This window comes from Streptomyces sp. CA-243310 (assembly GCF_050936775.1).
In the GTDB taxonomy this organism is placed as follows: Bacteria; Actinomycetota; Actinomycetes; order Streptomycetales; family Streptomycetaceae; genus Streptomyces.
The window spans coordinates 1266606-1285306 of the sequence record NZ_JBNJMF010000001.1; the positions used below are offsets into that span (position 1 = coordinate 1266606).

The 18701-nt window shown below is 70.3% G+C and carries 12 protein-coding genes; 6 read left to right on the top strand and 6 right to left on the bottom strand.

The genetic code is table 11. The annotated features are described in order from the left end of the window. The first annotated feature begins 17 nt into the window (after nt 1-17). Nucleotides 18-2636, top strand: a complete 2619-nt coding sequence (locus ACQEVM_RS06070) for a SpoIIE family protein phosphatase (protein ID WP_433075829.1) — start codon at nt 18-20, stop codon at nt 2634-2636. A 100-nt stretch (nt 2637-2736) separates the two neighbouring features. On the opposite strand, the gene ACQEVM_RS06075 is transcribed toward ACQEVM_RS06070, so the two are convergent. The 6 genes from ACQEVM_RS06075 to ACQEVM_RS06100 all read right to left on the bottom strand — a co-directional run bounded on the left by ACQEVM_RS06075 (nt 2737) and on the right by ACQEVM_RS06100 (nt 9570). After that, complete coding sequence (locus ACQEVM_RS06075; protein WP_433075831.1) at nt 2737-3465, bottom strand: PspA/IM30 family protein; 729 nt, start codon at nt 3463-3465, stop codon at nt 2737-2739. Between the two features lie 33 nt (nt 3466-3498). Further along, nucleotides 3499-5640: a TPM domain-containing protein gene (locus ACQEVM_RS06080; protein WP_433075833.1), complete on the bottom strand. Its 2142-nt coding sequence runs from the start codon at nt 5638-5640 to the stop codon at nt 3499-3501. A gap of 70 nt (nt 5641-5710) precedes the next feature. Beyond that, nucleotides 5711-6484, bottom strand: coding sequence for a succinate dehydrogenase/fumarate reductase iron-sulfur subunit (locus ACQEVM_RS06085; protein ID WP_433075835.1), 774 nt, complete (start codon nt 6482-6484; stop codon nt 5711-5713). After that, nucleotides 6481-8397, bottom strand: a complete 1917-nt coding sequence (locus ACQEVM_RS06090) for a fumarate reductase/succinate dehydrogenase flavoprotein subunit (RefSeq protein WP_433075837.1) — start codon at nt 8395-8397, stop codon at nt 6481-6483. Before ACQEVM_RS06090 ends, ACQEVM_RS06085 begins: the two co-directional genes overlap by 4 nt. Nucleotide 8398: 1 nt before the next feature. Then, complete coding sequence (locus tag ACQEVM_RS06095; RefSeq protein WP_389386083.1) at nt 8399-9223, bottom strand: hypothetical protein; 825 nt, start codon at nt 9221-9223, stop codon at nt 8399-8401. A 122-nt stretch (nt 9224-9345) separates the two neighbouring features. After that, complete coding sequence (locus tag ACQEVM_RS06100) at nt 9346-9570, bottom strand: hypothetical protein (protein WP_433075839.1); 225 nt, start codon at nt 9568-9570, stop codon at nt 9346-9348. Between the two features lie 355 nt (nt 9571-9925). Here ACQEVM_RS06100 and ACQEVM_RS06105 point away from each other — a divergent pair, with 355 nt between their 5' ends. From ACQEVM_RS06105 to ACQEVM_RS06125, 5 genes are all read left to right on the top strand, one after another. Continuing rightward, entirely contained in the window at nt 9926-12340 is a 2415-nt protein-coding gene (locus ACQEVM_RS06105) for an ABC transporter family substrate-binding protein (protein ID WP_433075841.1), read from the top strand. Nucleotides 12341-12722: 382 nt separating this feature from the next. Next, nucleotides 12723-14627: a translational GTPase TypA gene (gene typA, locus ACQEVM_RS06110; protein WP_433075843.1), complete on the top strand. Its 1905-nt coding sequence runs from the start codon at nt 12723-12725 to the stop codon at nt 14625-14627. Between the two features lie 446 nt (nt 14628-15073). After that, nucleotides 15074-16693: a peptide ABC transporter substrate-binding protein gene (locus ACQEVM_RS06115; RefSeq protein WP_433075845.1), complete on the top strand. Its 1620-nt coding sequence runs from the start codon at nt 15074-15076 to the stop codon at nt 16691-16693. A 94-nt stretch (nt 16694-16787) separates the two neighbouring features. Then, complete coding sequence (locus ACQEVM_RS06120) at nt 16788-17732, top strand: ABC transporter permease (protein ID WP_266949638.1); 945 nt, start codon at nt 16788-16790, stop codon at nt 17730-17732. Continuing rightward, complete coding sequence (locus ACQEVM_RS06125; RefSeq protein WP_433075848.1) at nt 17725-18690, top strand: ABC transporter permease; 966 nt, start codon at nt 17725-17727, stop codon at nt 18688-18690. The genes ACQEVM_RS06120 and ACQEVM_RS06125 overlap by 8 nt, the downstream gene beginning before the upstream one ends. Nucleotides 18691-18701: the final 11 nt, after the last annotated feature.

Sequence of the window (18701 nt, forward strand, 5' to 3'; positions counted from 1 at the left end):
CTGGAGGGGACGGTCGCGTGAGCGAGATACCTGCGCAGGCACATCAGGCCCGAGTGTCCGGGGCGACGTGGCACGACGCCCTGTGGCACAGCAGCCCGCCTGGCTCGATATATGACTACATAAAGGTCGCGTCCTTCTCGATCGGCCCGGACGGGCTCATCGATCAGTGGAGCCTGCGCGCCGAGGAACTGTTCGGGCTGACACCCGCCCAGGCGGTCGGCCGCGACCCGGTCGACGCCTTCATGCCGCCCGAGCTGCGCGCCGGAGGACACCGCAAGGTCGCGGAGATCCTCGACGGCGAGGAATGGACGGGCCTCATCCCCTTCCGCATCCCCGGTGGCGACGGCGCGCACGGCGTCGCCGAGATCTACGTGATGCCCACACGGACCGAGACCGCCGAGCGGGCCGCACTGTGCGTCGTCGTCGACGTGCGCGCGCTGCGACGCATCGAATCCGATCTGGCGGCCTCACAGGCGATATTCGGTCAATCTCCTTTCGGCTTCCTGCTCTTCGGCACCGACCTCACCGTGCAGCGCGCCAATCGCCGCTTCGCGACCGTCTTCGGCGGAGCCGTCGAGGAACACCGGGGCCGGACGGTCCACGACTACCTCCCGGCCCACGAGGCGGACCGGATGTCCGACGCCCTGCGCCGCGTGCTGGAGACCGGCGAATCCGTCACCGACCTGCGGATCACCGGAGCCACCCCGCGCAGCCGGGACAACCGCCACTGGGCCATCAACCTCTACCGCGTCCACGGCGGCACCGGACGCCCCATCGGTGTCGCCGGCATCGGCGTCGACGTCACCCGTCGGCACCTCGCCGCCCGCGAGGCCGCCGGCGTACGGCGCAACCTGGCCCTGCTCAACGAGGCCGGACACCGCATCGGGAACTCCCTGGACCTGGAGACCACCGCCCGGGAACTCCTCGACGTCACCGTCCCCGGCTTCTGTGACCTGGCCTCCGTCGACCTCTACCAGGGGCTGCTGCTCGGCGACGACGACCGCCCCGCCCGGCCGCAGGGCCCGGGGGTGCCCTCCCTGCCCGGGCAGGGGACCGGACGGGCGCCATCGGCACCCCTGCGCCGGGTGGCGTTCGCCTCCGCCGTGTCCGACGCCCTGGGGTCGGGGTCGGGCGCGTCGGTCGCCGTGGGGGAGATCCACCGCTATCCGGCGGCCTCGCCCGGGGCGCTGGCCCTGCGGACGGCGCGCACGCGCCTCATCGAGGGCGGCGGCTCCGACGACCTGGTGCAGTCCACGCTGGTCGTGCCGCTGGTCGCGCACGACACGGTGGTCGGCCTGGCCCAGTTCTCCCGCACCAAGGGCAGCGAACCGTTCGGCGAACGGGATCGGGCGGTGGCCGTGGAACTGACCGCGCGGGCCGCCGTGTGCATCGACAACGCGCGGCTGTACCGGCGCGAGCACGAACGGGCGCTGATGCTGCAACGCAGCCTGCTGCCCCCCGGCGACCCGGAGGCGGCCGGCCTGGACATCGCCTGCCGCTACCTGCCCGGCAACGCGGCCACCGAGGTCGGCGGCGACTGGTTCGACGTCATAGAACTGCCCGGCCACCGCACGGCGCTCGTCGTCGGCGACGTCATGGGCCGGGGGCTGCGGGCCGCCGTGGCCATGGGCGAACTGCGCACCGCCGTAAGGACCCTGGCCCTCCTGGACCTCGAACCGGCCGAGGTGCTCAGCGCCCTGGACGAGGTCGCGCGCGGACTCGGGGCGCCCGGCGGATCCCAGCAGGCCTCCCGGGCCGCCCTGCACTCGCGGGACGCGGACCGCTCGGAGGTCTACCTGGCCACCTGCGTCTACGCCGTCTACGACCCGGTCACGCGGCGCTGCACCATCGCCAACGCCGGCCACATGCCGCCGGTGCTGGTGGAACCGGCCGAGGAGGGCGCGCCGCCGCGCCCCGGGCTGCTGCTGGAGATCCCCCCGGGGATGCCCCTGGGCGTCGGCGGCGAACCCTTCGAGGAGGTGGAGATCGAACTCCCCGAGGGCGCCATGCTGGCCCTCTACACGGACGGACTCGTCGAGTCCCGGGACCATCCGCTGGAGGAGGGCCTGAGGGGGTTGCGGGAGGCCGTCGCGGACCCGTCGCGCCCCCTGGAGGAGGTCTGCGACCACGTGCTGAACACGCTGCACACCCGGCACGGGGAGGACGACATCGCCCTGTTGATGGCCCGGGTCCAGGGACTGCCCGTGGACGCGGTCGGTGACTGGCAGCTCCCGAGGGAGGCCCGCTCGGTGGGCCGCGCACGGGAACTCGCGCGGGCGAAGTTGCCCGCCTGGGGGCTGGAAGGGCTCCTGGACACCACGGAACTCCTTGTGAGCGAACTCGTCACGAACGCCCTGCGCTACGGGGAGGGGGAGATCCGGCTGCGCCTGCTGCTGGACCGCACCCTGGTCTGCGAGGTGTGGGACGCCAACCTCGCCCAGCCGCGCCGCCGCCGCGCCCGGGACACCGACGAGGGCGGTCGCGGTCTGCAACTCGTCGGCCTGCTGTCGGCCGGCTGGGGCACCCGCCGCACCCACCGCGGCAAGACGGTGTGGTTCGAGCTGCCCCTGCCGGGCGGCGGAACCGGCGGGCCGGCGGAACTGTCCGCGGAACAGCTGCTGGACATGTACGGCTGACCCCGCGCGCACGGCTGATCCCGCGCCGGCCCCGGGAACGGGTCACCGGCGCGGGAACGGGTCCGGCCCGCCCCGTCCCCAACCTCACAGGGCAATACACCTAGGCGGCCCGGCCGCCCCCGCCGGTCTTGAGCGCGGCCAGGCGGGCCTCGATCTCCGAGGTCTTGCCGAGGTCGTCCAGGGACTCGAACTGGGCGTCCAGCGAGGACGCGGCCAGTTCCTGCTTGCCCAGCGCCATGGCCTCCTCGCGCCTGACCTTGTCCTCGAAACGGTTCAGGTCACTGGTGGGGTCCATGACGTCGATGTTCTTCACCGCGTCCATCATCGTGTTCTGCGCCTGCGCGGTCTTGGCGCGGGCCACCAGCTCGTCGCGCTTCGACGTCAGCTCGGTCAGCTTGTTCCGCATCGAGTCCAGCCCGGACTTCAGCTTGCCGACGACCTCCGTCTGGGCGGCGATCGTCGGCTCCGCCGTCTTCGCCTCCCTCTCCGACTGCAGCTGCCGGCCGAGGGCCACCTTGGCGAGGTTGTCGAAGCGGTCCGCGTCCTGCGCCGATCCGGCCGCACGCAGTTCGTCCGCCTTCCGGCTCGCCGCGAGCGCCTTCCCGCCCCACTCCGAGGCCGCCTCCACGTCCTCCTTGTGGTCCGCCTCCAGCATCCGCAGGTTGCCGATCGTCGTGGCGACGGCCTGCTCCGCCTCCGAGATGTTGTTCGTGTAGTCCCGGATCAGCTGGTCCAGCATCTTCTGCGGGTCCTCCGCCTGGTCCAGCAGCGCGTTGATGTTCGCCTTCGCGAGCTGGGTGACACGGCCGAGGATGGTCTGCTTGCTCATGTGCCTGTACTCCCGGGTAGAGGTGGGATGACGTCAGAAGCGGCCGCCGCCGCCCATGCGGCCGCGGGTGCCGCCGCCGCCGAAGGAGCCCGGCCCGCGGCCGCCGCCCCCGCCGAAGGAACCCCCGCCGCCCCCGCCCCCGAAGCCACCCCCGAAGCCTCCGCCCCGGTTCCGGCCGCCGCCGAGGATCTCGCCGAGGATGATCCCGCCGAGCACCGCGCCGCCCATGCCGCCCTGCCGCGGCCGACCGGCCCCGCCGTACGGGTCCTGGTAGGCCCGTACGTCCTGTTCGGCCAGCTGCTGGGCCTGCCGCGCGAGCGAGTCCGCCTGCTGGGCCTCCGCCAGCGCGCCCGCCGGATCCGTGCCGGTCAGCGCGAGGGAACGCTCCAGGTGGCGCTGCGCCTCCGCCAGCCTGGTCCGGGCCTGGCTGCCGACCGCGCCCCGACTGGTGGTGACGTAGTCCGCCGCCGCGCCGATCGCGCTGCGGGCCGACAGCAGCGCCTGGTCCAGCAGCCCCGCCGCACGCTGCCGGCCGCTCTCCCGTTCACGGGCCCCCGCGAGGGCCTCGTCGAGGGCCGCGTCGGCCTCCTCGACCCGGCGCAACGCGTCGATCGGGTCGTACCGGCCGGCCGCCTGCTCCCGCCGTACGTCCGCCAGGACCGACTCGGCGCGGCCGATCCGCCCGCGCAGGTCCGCCGTCGAGGTCCCCTGCGCGGTGCCGGTCAGCAGACCGCGGGCGTCCGCGAGGTCCGTGTCGGTCTCGCCCAGCGCCACGGGCAGTTTCCCGGCCGCCTCCGCCAGCTCCCGCGCCCGCCGCTCCACCGCGTCCACCAGGGTCGCCGCCTGGTCGACGGCACTCTCGGCGGCCCGGACGTGGACGGCCGCCCTGCCGTTGTCGCCGGCGTCGATCGCGGCCCGCGCCTCGCCGAGACTGGTCGTCGCGAACAGCAGCCGGTCCTTGGCCTGTTCCGGGTTGGAGGCGACCGGGGCGGCCGCGGAGTCCGCGTACCGACCCGTCAGCGCCGTCAGGGTGGCCACGGCCGTGGTCGTGCGGCCGGTCAGCGCGCGGAAGTGCGCCTCGACGGTCTCCAACGCCTGCGGGGCGTTCTTCTCCAGGTCCCGCAACCGGTCGAAGTCGGCCGTCTCGGCGTCGAGCCGCCGGCTCGCCTCCGTGCAGCGGGCCACGATCTCGTCCAGCATCCGGCGGCGGGTCGCGTCGTCCTCCGGGTAGGCGTCGTCCAACTGCTGGCGCAGCCGGAAGGCGTGCGTCAGCTCGCCCTTGGCGTACTCGACGGCCCCGGTGAAGGCTCCCACGGCCTCCTCGCCGAACTGCGCCGAGGCGAAACCGAGTTCCTCGGTGCTGGTGCGCACCGCGTCGTCGGTCTCCACGAGCAGCGTCTTCGCCCGCGCGTCGAGTTCCGGCAGGGCGAGGGGAGCCGCCGCGCCGCCCTGACCGCCCCAGCCCGGCCCGGTCGTCGTCCCGCGCCCCGCGCCGGCGCCCTTGCCGCGCCTGCGACGGCTGTACGCGTACGCGCCGAGCGCGCCCGCCGCGCCGACGACGACCACCGGCAGGACGAAGTCCCCGGCGCCGTTCTCGCCGCTCGCGGACCCACCCGGATCGGCCTCGCCGGGGGTGAGCGTGGGCACGGGCACGGGCAGGCCGCCCAGGACGGCGTTGTACCCGTTGGCCGCGCCGATCGCGGCGCCCGCCCAGTCGTTCTCCCGCAGGGCGGGCTCGATGGCGGTCCGCGCGACGGAGGCCAACTGCTGTTCGGTGAAGCCGGAGTCCACGTCGGCCGAGTAGGCGTACTGCCGGTCCCCGGTCGCCACGGCCAACAGGACGTCGTTCTGACCGAGGCCGTTCTTCTGCGCCGTGGCGTCCGCCCAGCTCTGCGGGGAACGCCCGGAGAAGTCGCGCACGTACGTGACGAAGAGCTGGATCCTGCGGTCGGCGTACAGCTCGTCCAACGCGGACACGACGGCCGGCTCACGATCGCCCAGCGCCCCGACCCGGTCGGTGATCTGCCCCTGCCTGGACAGGGTCACCGGATCGTCGGCGCGGGCGGGCGGCGCCGACGACACCCCCCACCCGCCGACCGCCAGCAGCGCGGCGCAGAGCGCGAGTGCGGCCCGTACTGCCGGCCCGGCGTGGGTGCGTCTCTTCGGCGGAGTCACATTTCGGAGCGTATGGGCGGTTTCCCGCCCCCGCACCCGGAGTGATCACCGGGTCGCACGCACGCGACCGCTACCGGCTCGAACGCCGGCCGATCTTGTTCCCGAGCCAGACCAGCGGATCGTAGGAGCGGTCCACCACGCGTTCCTTCAGCGGGATCAGGGCATTGTCCGTGATCTTGATGCCCTCGGGGCAGACCTCCGTACAGCACTTGGTGATGTTGCAGTAGCCCAACCCGTGCTCCTCCTGGGCCGTGCGCTTGCGGTCCAGACCCGCCTCGGCGGCGGCGTCCAACGGGTGCATGTCCAGCTCCGCCACCCGCATGAGGAAGCGCGGACCGGCGAAGGAGGTCTTGTTCTCCTCGTGGTCGCGCACCACGTGACAGGTGTCCTGGCACAGGAAGCACTCGATGCACTTGCGGAACTCCTGCGAGCGCTCCACGTCCACCTGCCGCATCCGGTACGCGCCGGGGGGCACCCCCTCCGGCGGCACGAAGGCCGGCACCTCGCGCGCCTTCTCGTAGTTGAAGGACACGTCCGTGACCAGGTCCCGGATCACCGGGAAGGCCCGCAGCGGGGTGACCGTGATCGTCTCCTCGCGGTCGAAGACGGACATGCGGGTCATGCACATCAGCCGCGGCCGGCCGTTGACCTCCGCGCTGCACGAGCCGCACTTGCCCGCCTTGCAGTTCCAGCGGACCGCGAGGTCGGACGCCTGCGTGGCCTGGAGCCGGTGCACGATGTCCAGGACCACCTCCCCCTCGTGCACCTCGACGGTGAAGTCCCGCAGCTCCCCGCCCTCCGCGTCGCCCCGCCAGATCCGGAAGTGGGCGTCGTAGTCAGTCACTCGTAGAGCTCCTCTTCGGCGAGGTACTTGACCAGCTCGTCCTTCTCGAACAGGGCGAGCAGGTCGGGACGGATGGGTTCGGTGCGGACCCGCGTCAGCTCGATCCGATCGGCAGCGGGATCGGCGGGAGCCGGCTCCACCGGCCGGCACAGCAGGTTCACCGGCCGCCAGTCCCGCTCCATCGACGGGCAGTCCTCGCGGGTGTGCCCGCCGCGGCTCTCGGTGCGCTCCAGGGCCGCCCGGGCCACGCACTCGCTGACCAGCAGCATGTTCCGCAGGTCCAGTGCCAGGTGCCAGCCCGGGTTGAACTGCCGGTGGCCCTCGACCCCGGCACGGGCCGCCCGCTCCCGCAGACCCGCGAGCCGCTCCAGGGCCTCGGCCATCTCGCCGGCCCGGCGGATGATCCCGACCAGGTCGTTCATGGTCGTCTGGAGCTCCTGGTGGAGCGTGTACGGGTTCTCCGCGCCCTCTGCGGCGTGGAACGGGGCCAGCGCCTCCCGCGCCGCCGCGTCGATCTCCGCCTGGGAGACGGCCGGGCGGTCGGCGGTCGCCGCGGCGTGCGCCGCCGCGTGCAGCCCGGCCCGCCGGCCGAAGACCAGCAGGTCGGACAGGGAGTTGCCGCCCAGCCGGTTCGAACCGTGCATGCCGCCCGCGACCTCGCCGGCGGCGAACAGCCCCGGCACCCCCAGAGTGGCCGCGGTGTCGGACTCCACCGCGATGCCGCCCATCACGTAGTGACAGGTCGGGCCGACCTCCATCGCCTCGGCCGTGATGTCCACGTCCGCCAGCTCCTTGAACTGGTGGTACATCGACGGCAGCCGCCGCCTGATCCGCTCGGCGGGCATCCGCGTGGACACGTCCAGGAACACCCCGCCGTGCGGGGAGCCGCGACCCGCCTTGACCTCGGAGTTGATGGCCCGTGCCACCTCGTCGCGCGGCAGCAGCTCCGGCGGGCGCCGGTTGTGGTCCGGGTCCTCGTACCAGCGGTCGCCCTCCGCCGCGGACTCCGCGTACTTCTCCTTGAAGACGTCCGGGACGTAGTCGAACATGAACCGCTTGCCCTCGCTGTTGCGCAGCACCCCGCCGTCGCCGCGCACCGACTCGGTGACGAGGATCCCCTTCACCGAGGGCGGCCAGACCATGCCGGTCGGGTGGAACTGCACGAACTCCATGTTCAGCAGCGGCGCGCCCGCGAGGAGGGCCAGCGCGTGACCGTCGCCCGTGTACTCCCAGGAGTTCGAGGTGGTCTTGAAGGACTTCCCGATCCCGCCCGTGGCCAGCACCACGGCCGACGCCTCCAGGACGAAGAAGCGTCCGCTCTCGCGCTCGTAGCAGAAGGTCCCCGAGACCTTCCCGCCGTCCTTCGCACTGCGATCCTTCAACACGCGGGTGACCGTGCACTCCTGGAAGACCTTGAGCCGGGCCTCGTGGTCGCCGAACTCCTTGAAGTCCTCCTGCTGGAGCTGGACGATCTTCTGCTGGAGGGTGCGGATCAACTCCAGGCCGGTACGGTCGCCGACGTGGGCGAGGCGCGGGTACTCGTGACCGCCGAAGTTGCGCTGGGAGATCCTCCCGTCGGGCGTCCGGTCGAACAACGCGCCCCAGGTCTCCAACTCCCAGACCCGGTCCGGTGCTTCCTTCGCGTGCAGTTCGGCCATCCGCCACTGGTTGAGGAACTTGCCGCCGCGCAGGGTGTCACGGAAGTGCACCTGCCAGTTGTCGCCCTCGTTCACGTTGCCCATCGAGGCGGCGATCCCGCCCTCCGCCATCACCGTGTGGGCCTTGCCGAAGAGGGACTTGCAGATCACGGCCGTACGGGCGCCCCGTTCGCGGGCCTCGATCGCGGCCCGCAGCCCGGCGCCGCCCGCACCGACCACGACCACGTCCCACTGCTGTCGGTCGACTTGAGCCATGTCAGAAGATCCTCGGGTCGGTGAAGGCGCCGCCGGCGACCAGGTAGACGTAGAAATCGCACGCGGCGACGCTGATCAGCGAGGCCCACGCGAGCTGCATGTGACGGGTGTTGAGCCGGCTCACCCACCCCCAGAGGCGGTAGCGCACCGGGTGCTTGGAGAAGTGCTTCAGACGGCCGCCCATGATGTGCCGGCAGGAGTGGCACGACAGGGTGTAGGCCCAGATCAGCACGATGTTGACCAGGAACAACAGCGTCCCGAGGCCCATGTGGCCCCACTCGTAACGGTCGTCGCGGAAGGTCAGCACGGTGTCGTAGGTGAGGATCCCCGCGACCGGCACCGCCGCGTAGAAGAAGTACCGGTGCACGTTCTGGAAGATCAGCGGGAAGCGGGTCTCACCGGTGTACGTCGCGTGCGGCTCGGCGACGGCGCAGGCGGGCGGCGAGGCCCAGAAGCCCCGGTAGTAGGCCTTGCGGTAGTAGTAACACGTCAGCCGGAAGCCGAGCGGGAAGATCAGGATCAGCAGGGCGGGGGACAGGCCCCACCAACTGCCGAAGAGGTCCGCGTTGGGGCCGCCGCGCATCGTCGCGCAGTTCTCCGCCAGACAGGGGGAGTAGAAGGGCGAGACGTACGGGGCAGCGTAGTAGTCGGCGTTCGAGAAGGCCCGCCAGGTCGAGTAGACGATGAAGGCGAGCAGTCCCGCCGCGGTGCCGGCGGGCGACAGCCACCACCGGTCGGTCCGCAGATGTCGGGCGGCGATCGAAGCCCTGGAGGGCCCGTGGACCCCGCCGGTCCGCTGTCGGGATGGTTCCGTGCCTGTGGCCAAGGGGGACTCCGGGTGGAGTGATGGGGGAATGATCGTCGCCACGGCGTGCGCCGGTGGTACGCGGGTGGTGCGGGACGCGCGTGCGGCGGGGAAAGCACCGGGGTGGTGCGGTACCGGGTCGGTCAGGGGGCCCGGCGGTCGCGGGCACCGAGACCCTCGTCGTCGGTGTCCGTCCACAGCGTGCTGTCGTACGGCGCGTCCGGGATGGTCACCATCCGGGACGGGTCGGGGGCCGCGGGCCGGCGACCCGGATCCGGACGCCCCGCCGTGCGCTCCAGCCGCTCGACCTTGCGGACGAGCTCGTCGAGATCGCGTCGTACGGCGGTCAAATCATCGTGCAGGGACATGACTTGCCCTCACTTCCGCAGGTGCGGTGGCCGTGCTCACGGGCGCCTGAGAGTGTCGCCCCTCCCGTCCCCGGTTGTGAAGGGACGTGCACCGATTGCGGGCGCGAGGGCTTGATCCGTGCGCCCCCGCACCCCCGCCCCGTCCCCCTCCGAGGGAACGCGCGCCCGTCGCGCCGGGGCGATTGGTCCGCACGGGTGGGGTTCGCGGCGTGGCGGGGGTGTGGTGCGGGAGACCCGGGGGGCCGTGGATTTCAGTGGGCCTCGGCACCCAGTGTGATCAGCTCCATATACCGCCGAACGTGATCAAGTCCCCCCTGCTCACGCACCCCCACGCCCCGCCCCGGAGGTACCACCCATGACCCAGAGAAGGCGCAGGTCCTTGGCGCTCCTGACCTCGGGAGTCCTCGCACTGCCGCTGCTCGCGGGCTGCGGCGCGGGTGAGGACGACGGCGGCCCGGCCGCCGCGGGCCAGGACATCGCGACGACCACCCGCGACCGGGTCGTCGACGGTGGTGTCCTGCGCTGGGCCGTGGACAACCTCCCGAACACCCTGAACACCTTCCAGGCCGACGCCGACGCAGCCACCGGCCGGATCGCCGGGGCGGTACTGCCCCAGCTGTTCGTCATGGACGCCAAGGGACGACCGGTGGTCAACCCGGACTACCTGGAGAAGGCCGAGGTCACGGAGCGCGAGCCCAAGCAGGTCGTGCTGTACAAGCTGAACCAGCAGGCGGTGTGGAGCGACGGCCGCGAGATCGGTGCCGCCGACTTCGTGGCCCAGTGGAGGGCCCTGAACGGCAAGGACTCGGCGTACTGGACCGCCCGCAACGCCGGCTACGAGCGCATCGAGAAGATCGAGCGGGGCAAGACCGACCTGGAGGTCAAGGTCACCTTCGCCAAGCCCTACGCCGACTGGCGCTCCCTCTTCAGCCCGCTCTACCCGAAGCAGGTCACGGGCACCCCCGAGGCCTTCAACGAAGGCGCCCGCGGCGCCCTCAAGGTGACCGCCGGACCCTTCAACCTCGGGGCCGTCGACAAGAAGGCCGGCACGGTGGCGCTCACCCGCAACGCCCGCTGGTGGGGGCGCCCCGCCAAGCTGGACACGCTGGTCCTCACCGCCGTGCCCCGCGCCGAACGCCCGGCCGCCCTGGCCGCCGGCCGCCTCGACATGGCGGAGATCGACCGCGCCGGCGCCGACCGGATCGCCCTCGCCCTGCGCGACGGGGGCCGCGCCTCGGGCGCCAAGGGCGCGCACGGCCCCGGCACCTCCGTGACGGCCGCCCAGGCGACCCAGTCCTGGGCGGTGGCGTACGGGCAGGACGAGAGCAAGGCCGCCGCCGAACAGGAGACGCGCCGCAAGGACGCGGAGGCGGTGCGGAAGTACGCGGACGAGCAGGTGGCCCTGCGCACCTTCACCGTCCGCAAGTCGCTGGAGCCCGCCTACACGCAGCTCGCGATGAACGGCTCCTCCGGCCCCCTCGCCGACGAGCGGGTCCGACGGGCCGTGGCCCGCGCCCTGGACCGCAAGGCACTGGCCGAGATCGTACTGAAGCCGCTCGGCCTGCCCGCGAAGCCGGTGGGCAGCCACCTGGCGCTCGCCGGGCAGCGCGCGTACGCCGACAACAGCGACGCGCTCGGCGGCCAGGACACCCGGGCCGCCCAGGCCCTGCTCGCCGACGCCGGATGGCGCCAGGACGGCAAGCTCACCGCGCCCCTGGGCACCAAGGCCGGCCCCGAGAGCGACAAGACGACCCCCGGGCAGGACGACGGCAAGACCCCCTCGGGCCCGGGCACCGGCAACGACGGCCTCTACATCGTCGGCCAGGACGACGGGAAGGCCGGCGACGCCAAGGCGCCGGCGCGCGCGCCCGGCGACCACGAGGACGCCGACGGCGAACACGAGGAGGGCCTGCCCGAGGGCCGGTTGCCGCACGGCGGGGTCGTCGACGCGGACGCACCCGACGCCCGTACGGGCCGGCTCTCCCCGGTGCTGGCCCCGGCCCCGTTCGCGGCGGCGCAGGAGGAGACCCTGCTCGATCAGGCGCAGGCCCAGGCACGGGCCCAGGAGGAGGCCGGTACCGAGGACCAGGCGCAGGACGACGGGAAGCGCGGCCCGACCCTCGACGGAGAGGAGAGCGAGGACGACAAGGAGCCCGGCAAGGCCAGCCCGGCCCCGGCCAAGCAGGCCCACACCTCGGGCAGCGTGCTCGCCAAGGACGGCAAGCCGCTCACCCTGCGCTTCGTCCTCCCCTCCGGCCCCGGCTCGGAGGCCCTGCGGGCGGTCGGCGAGCGGATCTCGCAGATGCTGCGCAAGCTCGGCGTGAACACCGAGCTGACCAAGGTGGCGGACGAGAGCTTCTTCAAGGACCACATCGCCTCGGGCCAGTACGACCTGGCCCTGTACTCCTGGCCGGCGACGGCCTACCCGGCCACCGACGCCCGGCCCATCTTCGCGAAGCCGGAACCCGCCGCCGACGGATCCCTCCTCGTCGAACAGAACTACACCCGGGTCGGCACGGACCACATCGACCAGCTCTTCGACCAGGCGGTCGGCGAACTGGACGAGGACCAGTCCCGCGAGCTGATGCGCAAGGCCGACGCCCGGATCTGGGCCGCGGCCGGGTCCGTCCCGCTCTACCAGCGCCCCGAGCTGGTCGCCGTCAAACCGAACCTGGTGAACGCGGGCGCCTTCGGCCTCGGCGCCCCCCGCTTCCAGGACATCGGCTGGAAGAAGGCCGCCCCGGCCAAGGGCGACGAGAAGAAGAAGTAGGACGCGGGGAGAAGAAGTGGTGACAAAGGGGGGTTCGGCAGGTTGACCCACGGGTCACAAGCTCAGAAGTGACTCAAGTCCCTTGCCCGCCGGACACCCGGCGGGCAAGGTCGTCGATACCCGTTGACCCGCGTGAACACCCTGTAGAACACCTTGTGGACCTGCGTGAATTCCCAGTGGACACAGGCGTCGGGCGCGACCGAGACACCCCACCTCATCCTCGGTCCCGCTCAGTCGTCCGGCCTCTTGACAGACCCCCCGGCAGCCGGTTCCCGCCATCCGACGTACGATGGGGTAAGGCCGTGGCAGGTTTTCCGCCCGGTCGAGGCTCGCGTGCCGGACCGTACGCGCCGCCATCCACGATCCCGGGAGAAGCGCCGAAGTGCCCACGCGCCACGACATCCGTAACGTCGCCATCGTCGCCCACGTCGACCATGGCAAGACGACCATCGTCGATGCCATGCTCAAGCAGGCCGGTGCCTTCGCCGCCCACCAGCACCTCGACGACCGCATGATGGACTCGAACGACCTGGAGCGTGAGAAGGGCATCACGATCCTCGCCAAGAACACGGCGGTGAAGTACCACCCCAAGGACGGCGGGGCGCCCATCACGATCAACATCATCGACACCCCCGGCCACGCCGACTTCGGTGGTGAGGTCGAGCGCGGTCTGTCGATGGTGGACGCGGTCGTCCTGCTGGTGGACGCGTCGGAGGGCCCGCTGCCCCAGACCCGCTTCGTGCTGCGCAAGGCCCTGCAGCAGAAGCTGCCGGTCATCCTCTGCATCAACAAGACGGACCGTCCGGACTCCCGGATCGACGAGGTCGTCAACGAGACGTACGACCTCTTCCTCGACCTGGACGCCGACGAGGAGCAGATCGAGTTCCCGATCGTCTACGCCTGTGGCCGTGACGGCGTCGCGTCGCTGACCAAGCCGGAGGACGGCACCGTCCCCGCGGACAGCGACAGCCTGGAGCCGTTCTTCTCCACCATCCTGGAGCACGTCCCCGCCCCGGTGTTCGACGAGGAGGCCCCCCTCCAGGCCCACGTCACCAACCTGGACGCCGACAACTTCCTCGGCCGCATCGCCCTGGTGCGCGTCGAGCAGGGCGAGCTGCGCAAGGGTCAGACCGTCGCCTGGATCAAGCGCGACGGCACGATCTCCAACGTCCGCATCACCGAGCTGATGATGACCGAGGCGCTCACCCGCAAGCCGGCCGAGGTGGCGGGCCCCGGTGACATCTGCGCCGTCGCCGGTTTCCCCGACATCATGATCGGCGAGACCCTCGCCGACCCGGAGAACCCGATCGCGCTCCCGCTGATCTCGGTCGACGAGCCGGCGATCTCCATGACCATCGGTACGAACACCTCCCCGATGGTCGGCCGCGGCGGCAGCGGCAAGGGCGCGGACGCCAAGTCCGCGGTCAAGGACCGCAAGGTCACCGCCCGCCAGGTCAAGGACCGCCTCGACCGCGAGCTCATCGGCAACGTCTCGCTCCGCGTCCTCGACACCGAGCGCCCCGACGCCTGGGAGGTCCAGGGCCGCGGTGAGCTGGCGCTGGCCATCCTGGTCGAGCAGATGCGCCGCGAGGGCTTCGAGCTGACCATCGGCAAGCCGCAGGTGGTCACGCAGGAGATCGACGGCAAGGTGCACGAGCCGGTCGAGCGCATGACGGTCGACGTCCCCGAGGAGCACATGGGCGCGGTCACGCAGCTCATGGGCGTCCGCAAGGGCCGCATGGACAACATGTCGAACCACGGCTCCGGTTGGGTCCGCATGGAGTTCGTCGTTCCGTCGCGCGGCCTCATCGGCTTCCGTACGGAGTTCCTGACCGGCACGCGCGGCACCGGCATCGCCCACTCGATCCACGAGGGCCACGAGCCGTGGTTCGGCCAGCTGGTGACCCGTAACAACGGTTCCCTGGTCGCCGACCGCGCCGGCTCCGTGACGCCGTTCGCGATGATCAACCTCCAGGAGCGCGGTGTCCTGTTCACCGAGCCCGGCACCGAGGTGTACGAGGGCATGATCGTCGGTGAGAACTCGCGTTCCGACGACATGGACGTGAACATCACCAAGGAGAAGAAGCTCACCAACATGCGTGCGGCTTCCGCGGACAACACCGAGAACGTGGTGCCGCCCCGCAGGCTCTCCCTGGAGCAGTCCCTGGAGTTCTGCCGCGACGACGAGTGCGTCGAGGTGACCCCGGAGGCCGTCCGCATCCGCAAGGTCGTCCTCGACCAGAAGGACCGCTCGCGCACCGCTTCGCGCGCCAAGTCCGGCAAGTAGGCACGTAGACACAGGGCTTGTCGGCCGCCGCTCCGCGGCCGGCCGAAACCCGTCCTGTGGCACGGCCCCGCCCCTCACGGATCATCGTGAGGGGCGGGGCCGTTCGCGTTTGTCAACCGGATTGTTTCGTTCTGGTGTCCGGATACCGACCGTGACACTCCGGATGATGAGCTAACCGTCCGTTTCGCACGTGTCTGTCTCCTATCCGTTTGTCCGGATTTCGGGTTTTCGCCATGCGCTGATGTTGTGAAAACGAGACCACTTAAGTGTGGTTTACGGTCTGGCAGTCCCCGAGGATGGCTCCATTGAGCTCGGGTCAATGGGTCACACGCTGTGGGGAGCGTCGACTCACGAGCACACACGATGGGACCGGATTTCGCTGTCAGGGGTGTCAGCGAGCCGGGTCCTTCACGAATCGACAGTGACTCCTGAGGAGGCAATTACCCATGCGCGGAGCAACGAGCGCCAAGTGGGTCGCGGGTGCCGTCATCGTGGCGATGGCTGCCACGGCTTGCAGCACCAGCAAGGACAACGCAGGCGAGGGTGGCGGCAACATCACCGTTCAGCTTGGTGAGCCGCAGCACGGCCTGGTCGGTCAGAACACCGCCGAGTCCGAAGGTGCCGAGGTCCTCCACGCGCTCTTCACCGGTCTGGTCAACTACGACAACAAGACCAACGAGCCGAAGCTCGCGGTCGCCGAGTCCATCGAGACCACGGACTCGAAGACCTGGACGATCAAGATCAAGGACGGCTACACCTTCCACAACGGCGAGAAGGTCGACGCCCAGTCGTTCGTCCGCGCCTGGAACTGGGGTGCCAACCAGGACAACGCCGCCGAGGGCCTGCCGTTCTTCGCGAAGATCGACGGTTCCGACGAGCTGGCCCCGGGCAAGGACAAGAAGCCCACGGCCAAGGAGCTCAAGGGCCTCAAGGTCGTCAGCGAGAACACCTTCACCGTCACGCTGAAGGAGTCCTTCTCCCAGTTCAAGACGATGCTGGGCTACAACGCCTTCTACCCGCTGCCGAAGGCCTTCGAGGCCGACCCGAAGAAGTTCGGCGAGGCCCCCATCGGCAACGGTGCCTTCCAGATGGACGGCGTCTGGGACCACAACAAGCAGATCAAGGTCAAGCGGTACGACAAGTACCCGGCCGAGGGTCGCGCCAAGCTGTCCGGCGTCACCTTCAAGATCTACGACAACCTGGACACGGCGTACAACGACCTGCGCGCCGACAACATCCAGATCCTGGACAAGCTCCCCATCTCGGCGATGGCCACCGTCTCCCAGGAGTTCGGCGAGCGCTACATCTACAAGCCCGAGTCCGGCGTCGGCTACCTCGGCCTGCCGCTCGAGCAGAACCCCGAGACCTTCGGCAAGCTCGAGATCCGCCAGGCGATCTCGATGGCCATCGACCGGGACGCCATCGGCAAGAGCATCTTCAACGGCACCCGCAAGCCGGCCGACGACTTCATCAGCCCGATCGTCCCCGGCTACCGCAAGGGCGCGCTCGGCGAGTTCGGCACGTACAACCCGGCCAAGGCGAAGGAGATCTTCGAGAAGGCCGGCGGCATCCCGGGCAACAAGATGGAGCTCGGCTACAACGCCGACGGCGGCCACAAGGAGTGGATCGAGGCCGTCGCGAACCAGCTGAAGCAGAACCTCGGCATCGAGGTCACCGCCAAGCCGTACGCCAAGTTCGGCGACATGCTGGACGACCTGGGCGCCTCGAAGTACAAGGGCGCGTTCCGCATGGCGTGGTCCATGGACTACCCGGCGGCCGAGAACTACCTCCGTCCGATCTTCTCGAAGGTCGCGATCGAGAACGGCTCCAACTACGGCCACTACAAGAACGAAGAGTTCGAGGCCGTCATGAAGCAGGCGGACGAGGCGAAGGACCCCGCGGAGGGTCTGAAGCTGTACCAGAAGGCCGATGACATGATCATCCGCGACCTTCCGTACATCCCCGTCTTCACCTACATGTCTTCTTCGGCCTACTCCAAGTCCGTGAAGAACGTCGAGGTCGACGCCCAGGGCCGCATGGACCTGGCGAACGTCGAACTCAACTGACACCCCTCTTCACCAAGGGGATCGCGGGGGCGGGCAGGCGGAATCAGGTTTCCGCCCGCCCGCCCTTTCCCCCTGCTCTTCCGTTGGAGGTCTGATGGGCCGCTACCTCATCCGCCGACTCGTACAGGCGATCCCTGTACTGCTCGGTGCCACGTTCCTCATCTATTGGCTGGCTTTCAAGCTCCCCGGTGACCCGATCCAGGCACTGGCCGGAGAGAAGAAGGCCGACCCGATCGTCGCGGCGATGCTTCGCGAGAAGTACCACCTCAACGACTCGTTCCTGTCCCAGTACTGGAACTACATAACCAACCTGTTCCAGGGCAACTTCGGCGAGACGCTCACCGGGCGCTCCGTCTGGGACAAGATCACCGAAGCCTTCCCCTACACGATGAACCTCGCGATCATCGCGTTCCTCATCGAGGCCGTCGTCGGCGTGCTCGCCGGCATCATGGCCGCGCTGCGCCGGGGCAAGTTCCTCGACCAGCTCGTGCTGCTCTCGACGCTGCTCGTGATCTCGATCCCGGTCTTCGTGAGCGGGTTCATCCTCCAGCTGACTCTGGGCGTCCAGCTCAAGAAGAGCTGGGGCATCGACTTCTTCTCCGTCTCCTTCAACGAGAACGACGGCATCCGCGCCTACCTCCTCCCGGCGCTGGTACTCGCCTCGACCTCGCTCGCGTACGTGGCCCGACTGACCCGTACGTCGATGATGGAGACGATGCGCGCCGACTACGTGCGCACCGCGACCGCGAAGGGCCTGCCGCGCCGCCGCGTCGTCGGCAACCACGCGCTGCGCAACGCGCTCATCCCGATCGTCACCTTCCTCGGCGCCGACCTCGGAGCCCTGATGGGCGGAGCGGTCATCACCGAGAAGATCTTCAACATCCACGGGATCGGCGGCCTGCTGGCCGAATCGGTGTACCGCAAGGAGGGCACCGTGATCGTGGGCGTCGTCTCGCTCCTGATCATCGTGTACCTCGTCGCCAACCTGATCGTGGACCTGCTCTACGCAGTGCTCGACCCGAGGATCCGCTATGCGTGACACAACTACGGTGGGTGATGAGTTGACCGACACCCAGACCGCCGAAGCCCCCTCAGCGAGCGGCCCGGTCACCAAGAACGACCGCAGGAAGACGAAGAAGGAGCGCGAGGCCAGCCTCTGGTCGGACGCCGTCTCGGACCTGCGCCGCAACCCGATCTTCCTGGTCGGTGGCGCGCTGGTCCTCGTCCTGCTCGTGCTCGCCGCCGTGCCCCAGTGGTTCACGTCCGGCAGCCCCTTCGACGCCGCCGCGTGCAACCTCTCGGACTCGCTGAAGAAGCCCAGCAGCGCCAACTGGTTCGGCTTCGACGTCCAGGGCTGTGACGTCTACACCCGTACCATCTGGGCCGCCCGCAACTCGATCATCGTCGGTGTGGTCACCACCACCCTGGTGCTCGTCGTCGGCGGCGCGCTCGGTCTGATCGCCGGCTGGGTCGGCGGTCTCCTGGACAGCGTCCTGTCCCGGTTCACCGAGATCTTCTTCGCCATCCCGCTGCTCCTCGGCGGCATGCTGATCATGTCGGGTCTCGGCAAGGGCAACGCCTGGACGGTCTCCATCGTGCTGGCCACCCTCGGTTGGCCGCAGATCTTCCGCATCATGCGTTCGTCGGTGCTCCAGAACAAGAACAACGACTACGTCGTCGCCGCCCGCGCGCTGGGCGCCGGCACGATGCGCATCACGATGCGGCACATCCTGCCGAACGCCGTCGCCCCCGTCATCGTGGTCGGCGCGATCAGCCTCGGTGTGTACATCGGTGCCGAGTCCGCGCTGTCCTACCTCGGCATCGGCGTCCAGCCGCCCGGCATTTCCTGGGGCCTGATGGTCAGTGACGCTTCCGTGCGCTGGCTGCAGGCACCTCACGTGCTCCTCTTCCCGGCCGTGGCGCTGAGCATCACCGTGCTCGCGTTCATCATGGTCGGCGACGCGGTGCGCGACGCCCTCGACCCGAAGCTGCGCTGAGGAAGGGCGTA

Excerpts from the sequence above, each read along its gene's own strand:
- ACQEVM_RS06125 (WP_433075848.1), top strand. The coding sequence starts at position 17,725 with ATGCGTGACACAACTACGGTGGGTGATGAGTTGACCGACACCCAGACC.
- ACQEVM_RS06090 (WP_433075837.1), bottom strand. The coding sequence starts at position 8,397 with ATGGCTCAAGTCGACCGACAGCAGTGGGACGTGGTCGTGGTCGGTGCG.
- ACQEVM_RS06100 (WP_433075839.1), bottom strand. The coding sequence starts at position 9,570 with ATGTCCCTGCACGATGATTTGACCGCCGTACGACGCGATCTCGACGAG.
- ACQEVM_RS06120 (WP_266949638.1), top strand. The coding sequence starts at position 16,788 with ATGGGCCGCTACCTCATCCGCCGACTCGTACAGGCGATCCCTGTACTG.
- ACQEVM_RS06075 (WP_433075831.1), bottom strand. The coding sequence starts at position 3,465 with ATGAGCAAGCAGACCATCCTCGGCCGTGTCACCCAGCTCGCGAAGGCG.
- ACQEVM_RS06115 (WP_433075845.1), top strand. The coding sequence starts at position 15,074 with ATGCGCGGAGCAACGAGCGCCAAGTGGGTCGCGGGTGCCGTCATCGTG.
- ACQEVM_RS06105 (WP_433075841.1), top strand. The coding sequence starts at position 9,926 with ATGACCCAGAGAAGGCGCAGGTCCTTGGCGCTCCTGACCTCGGGAGTC.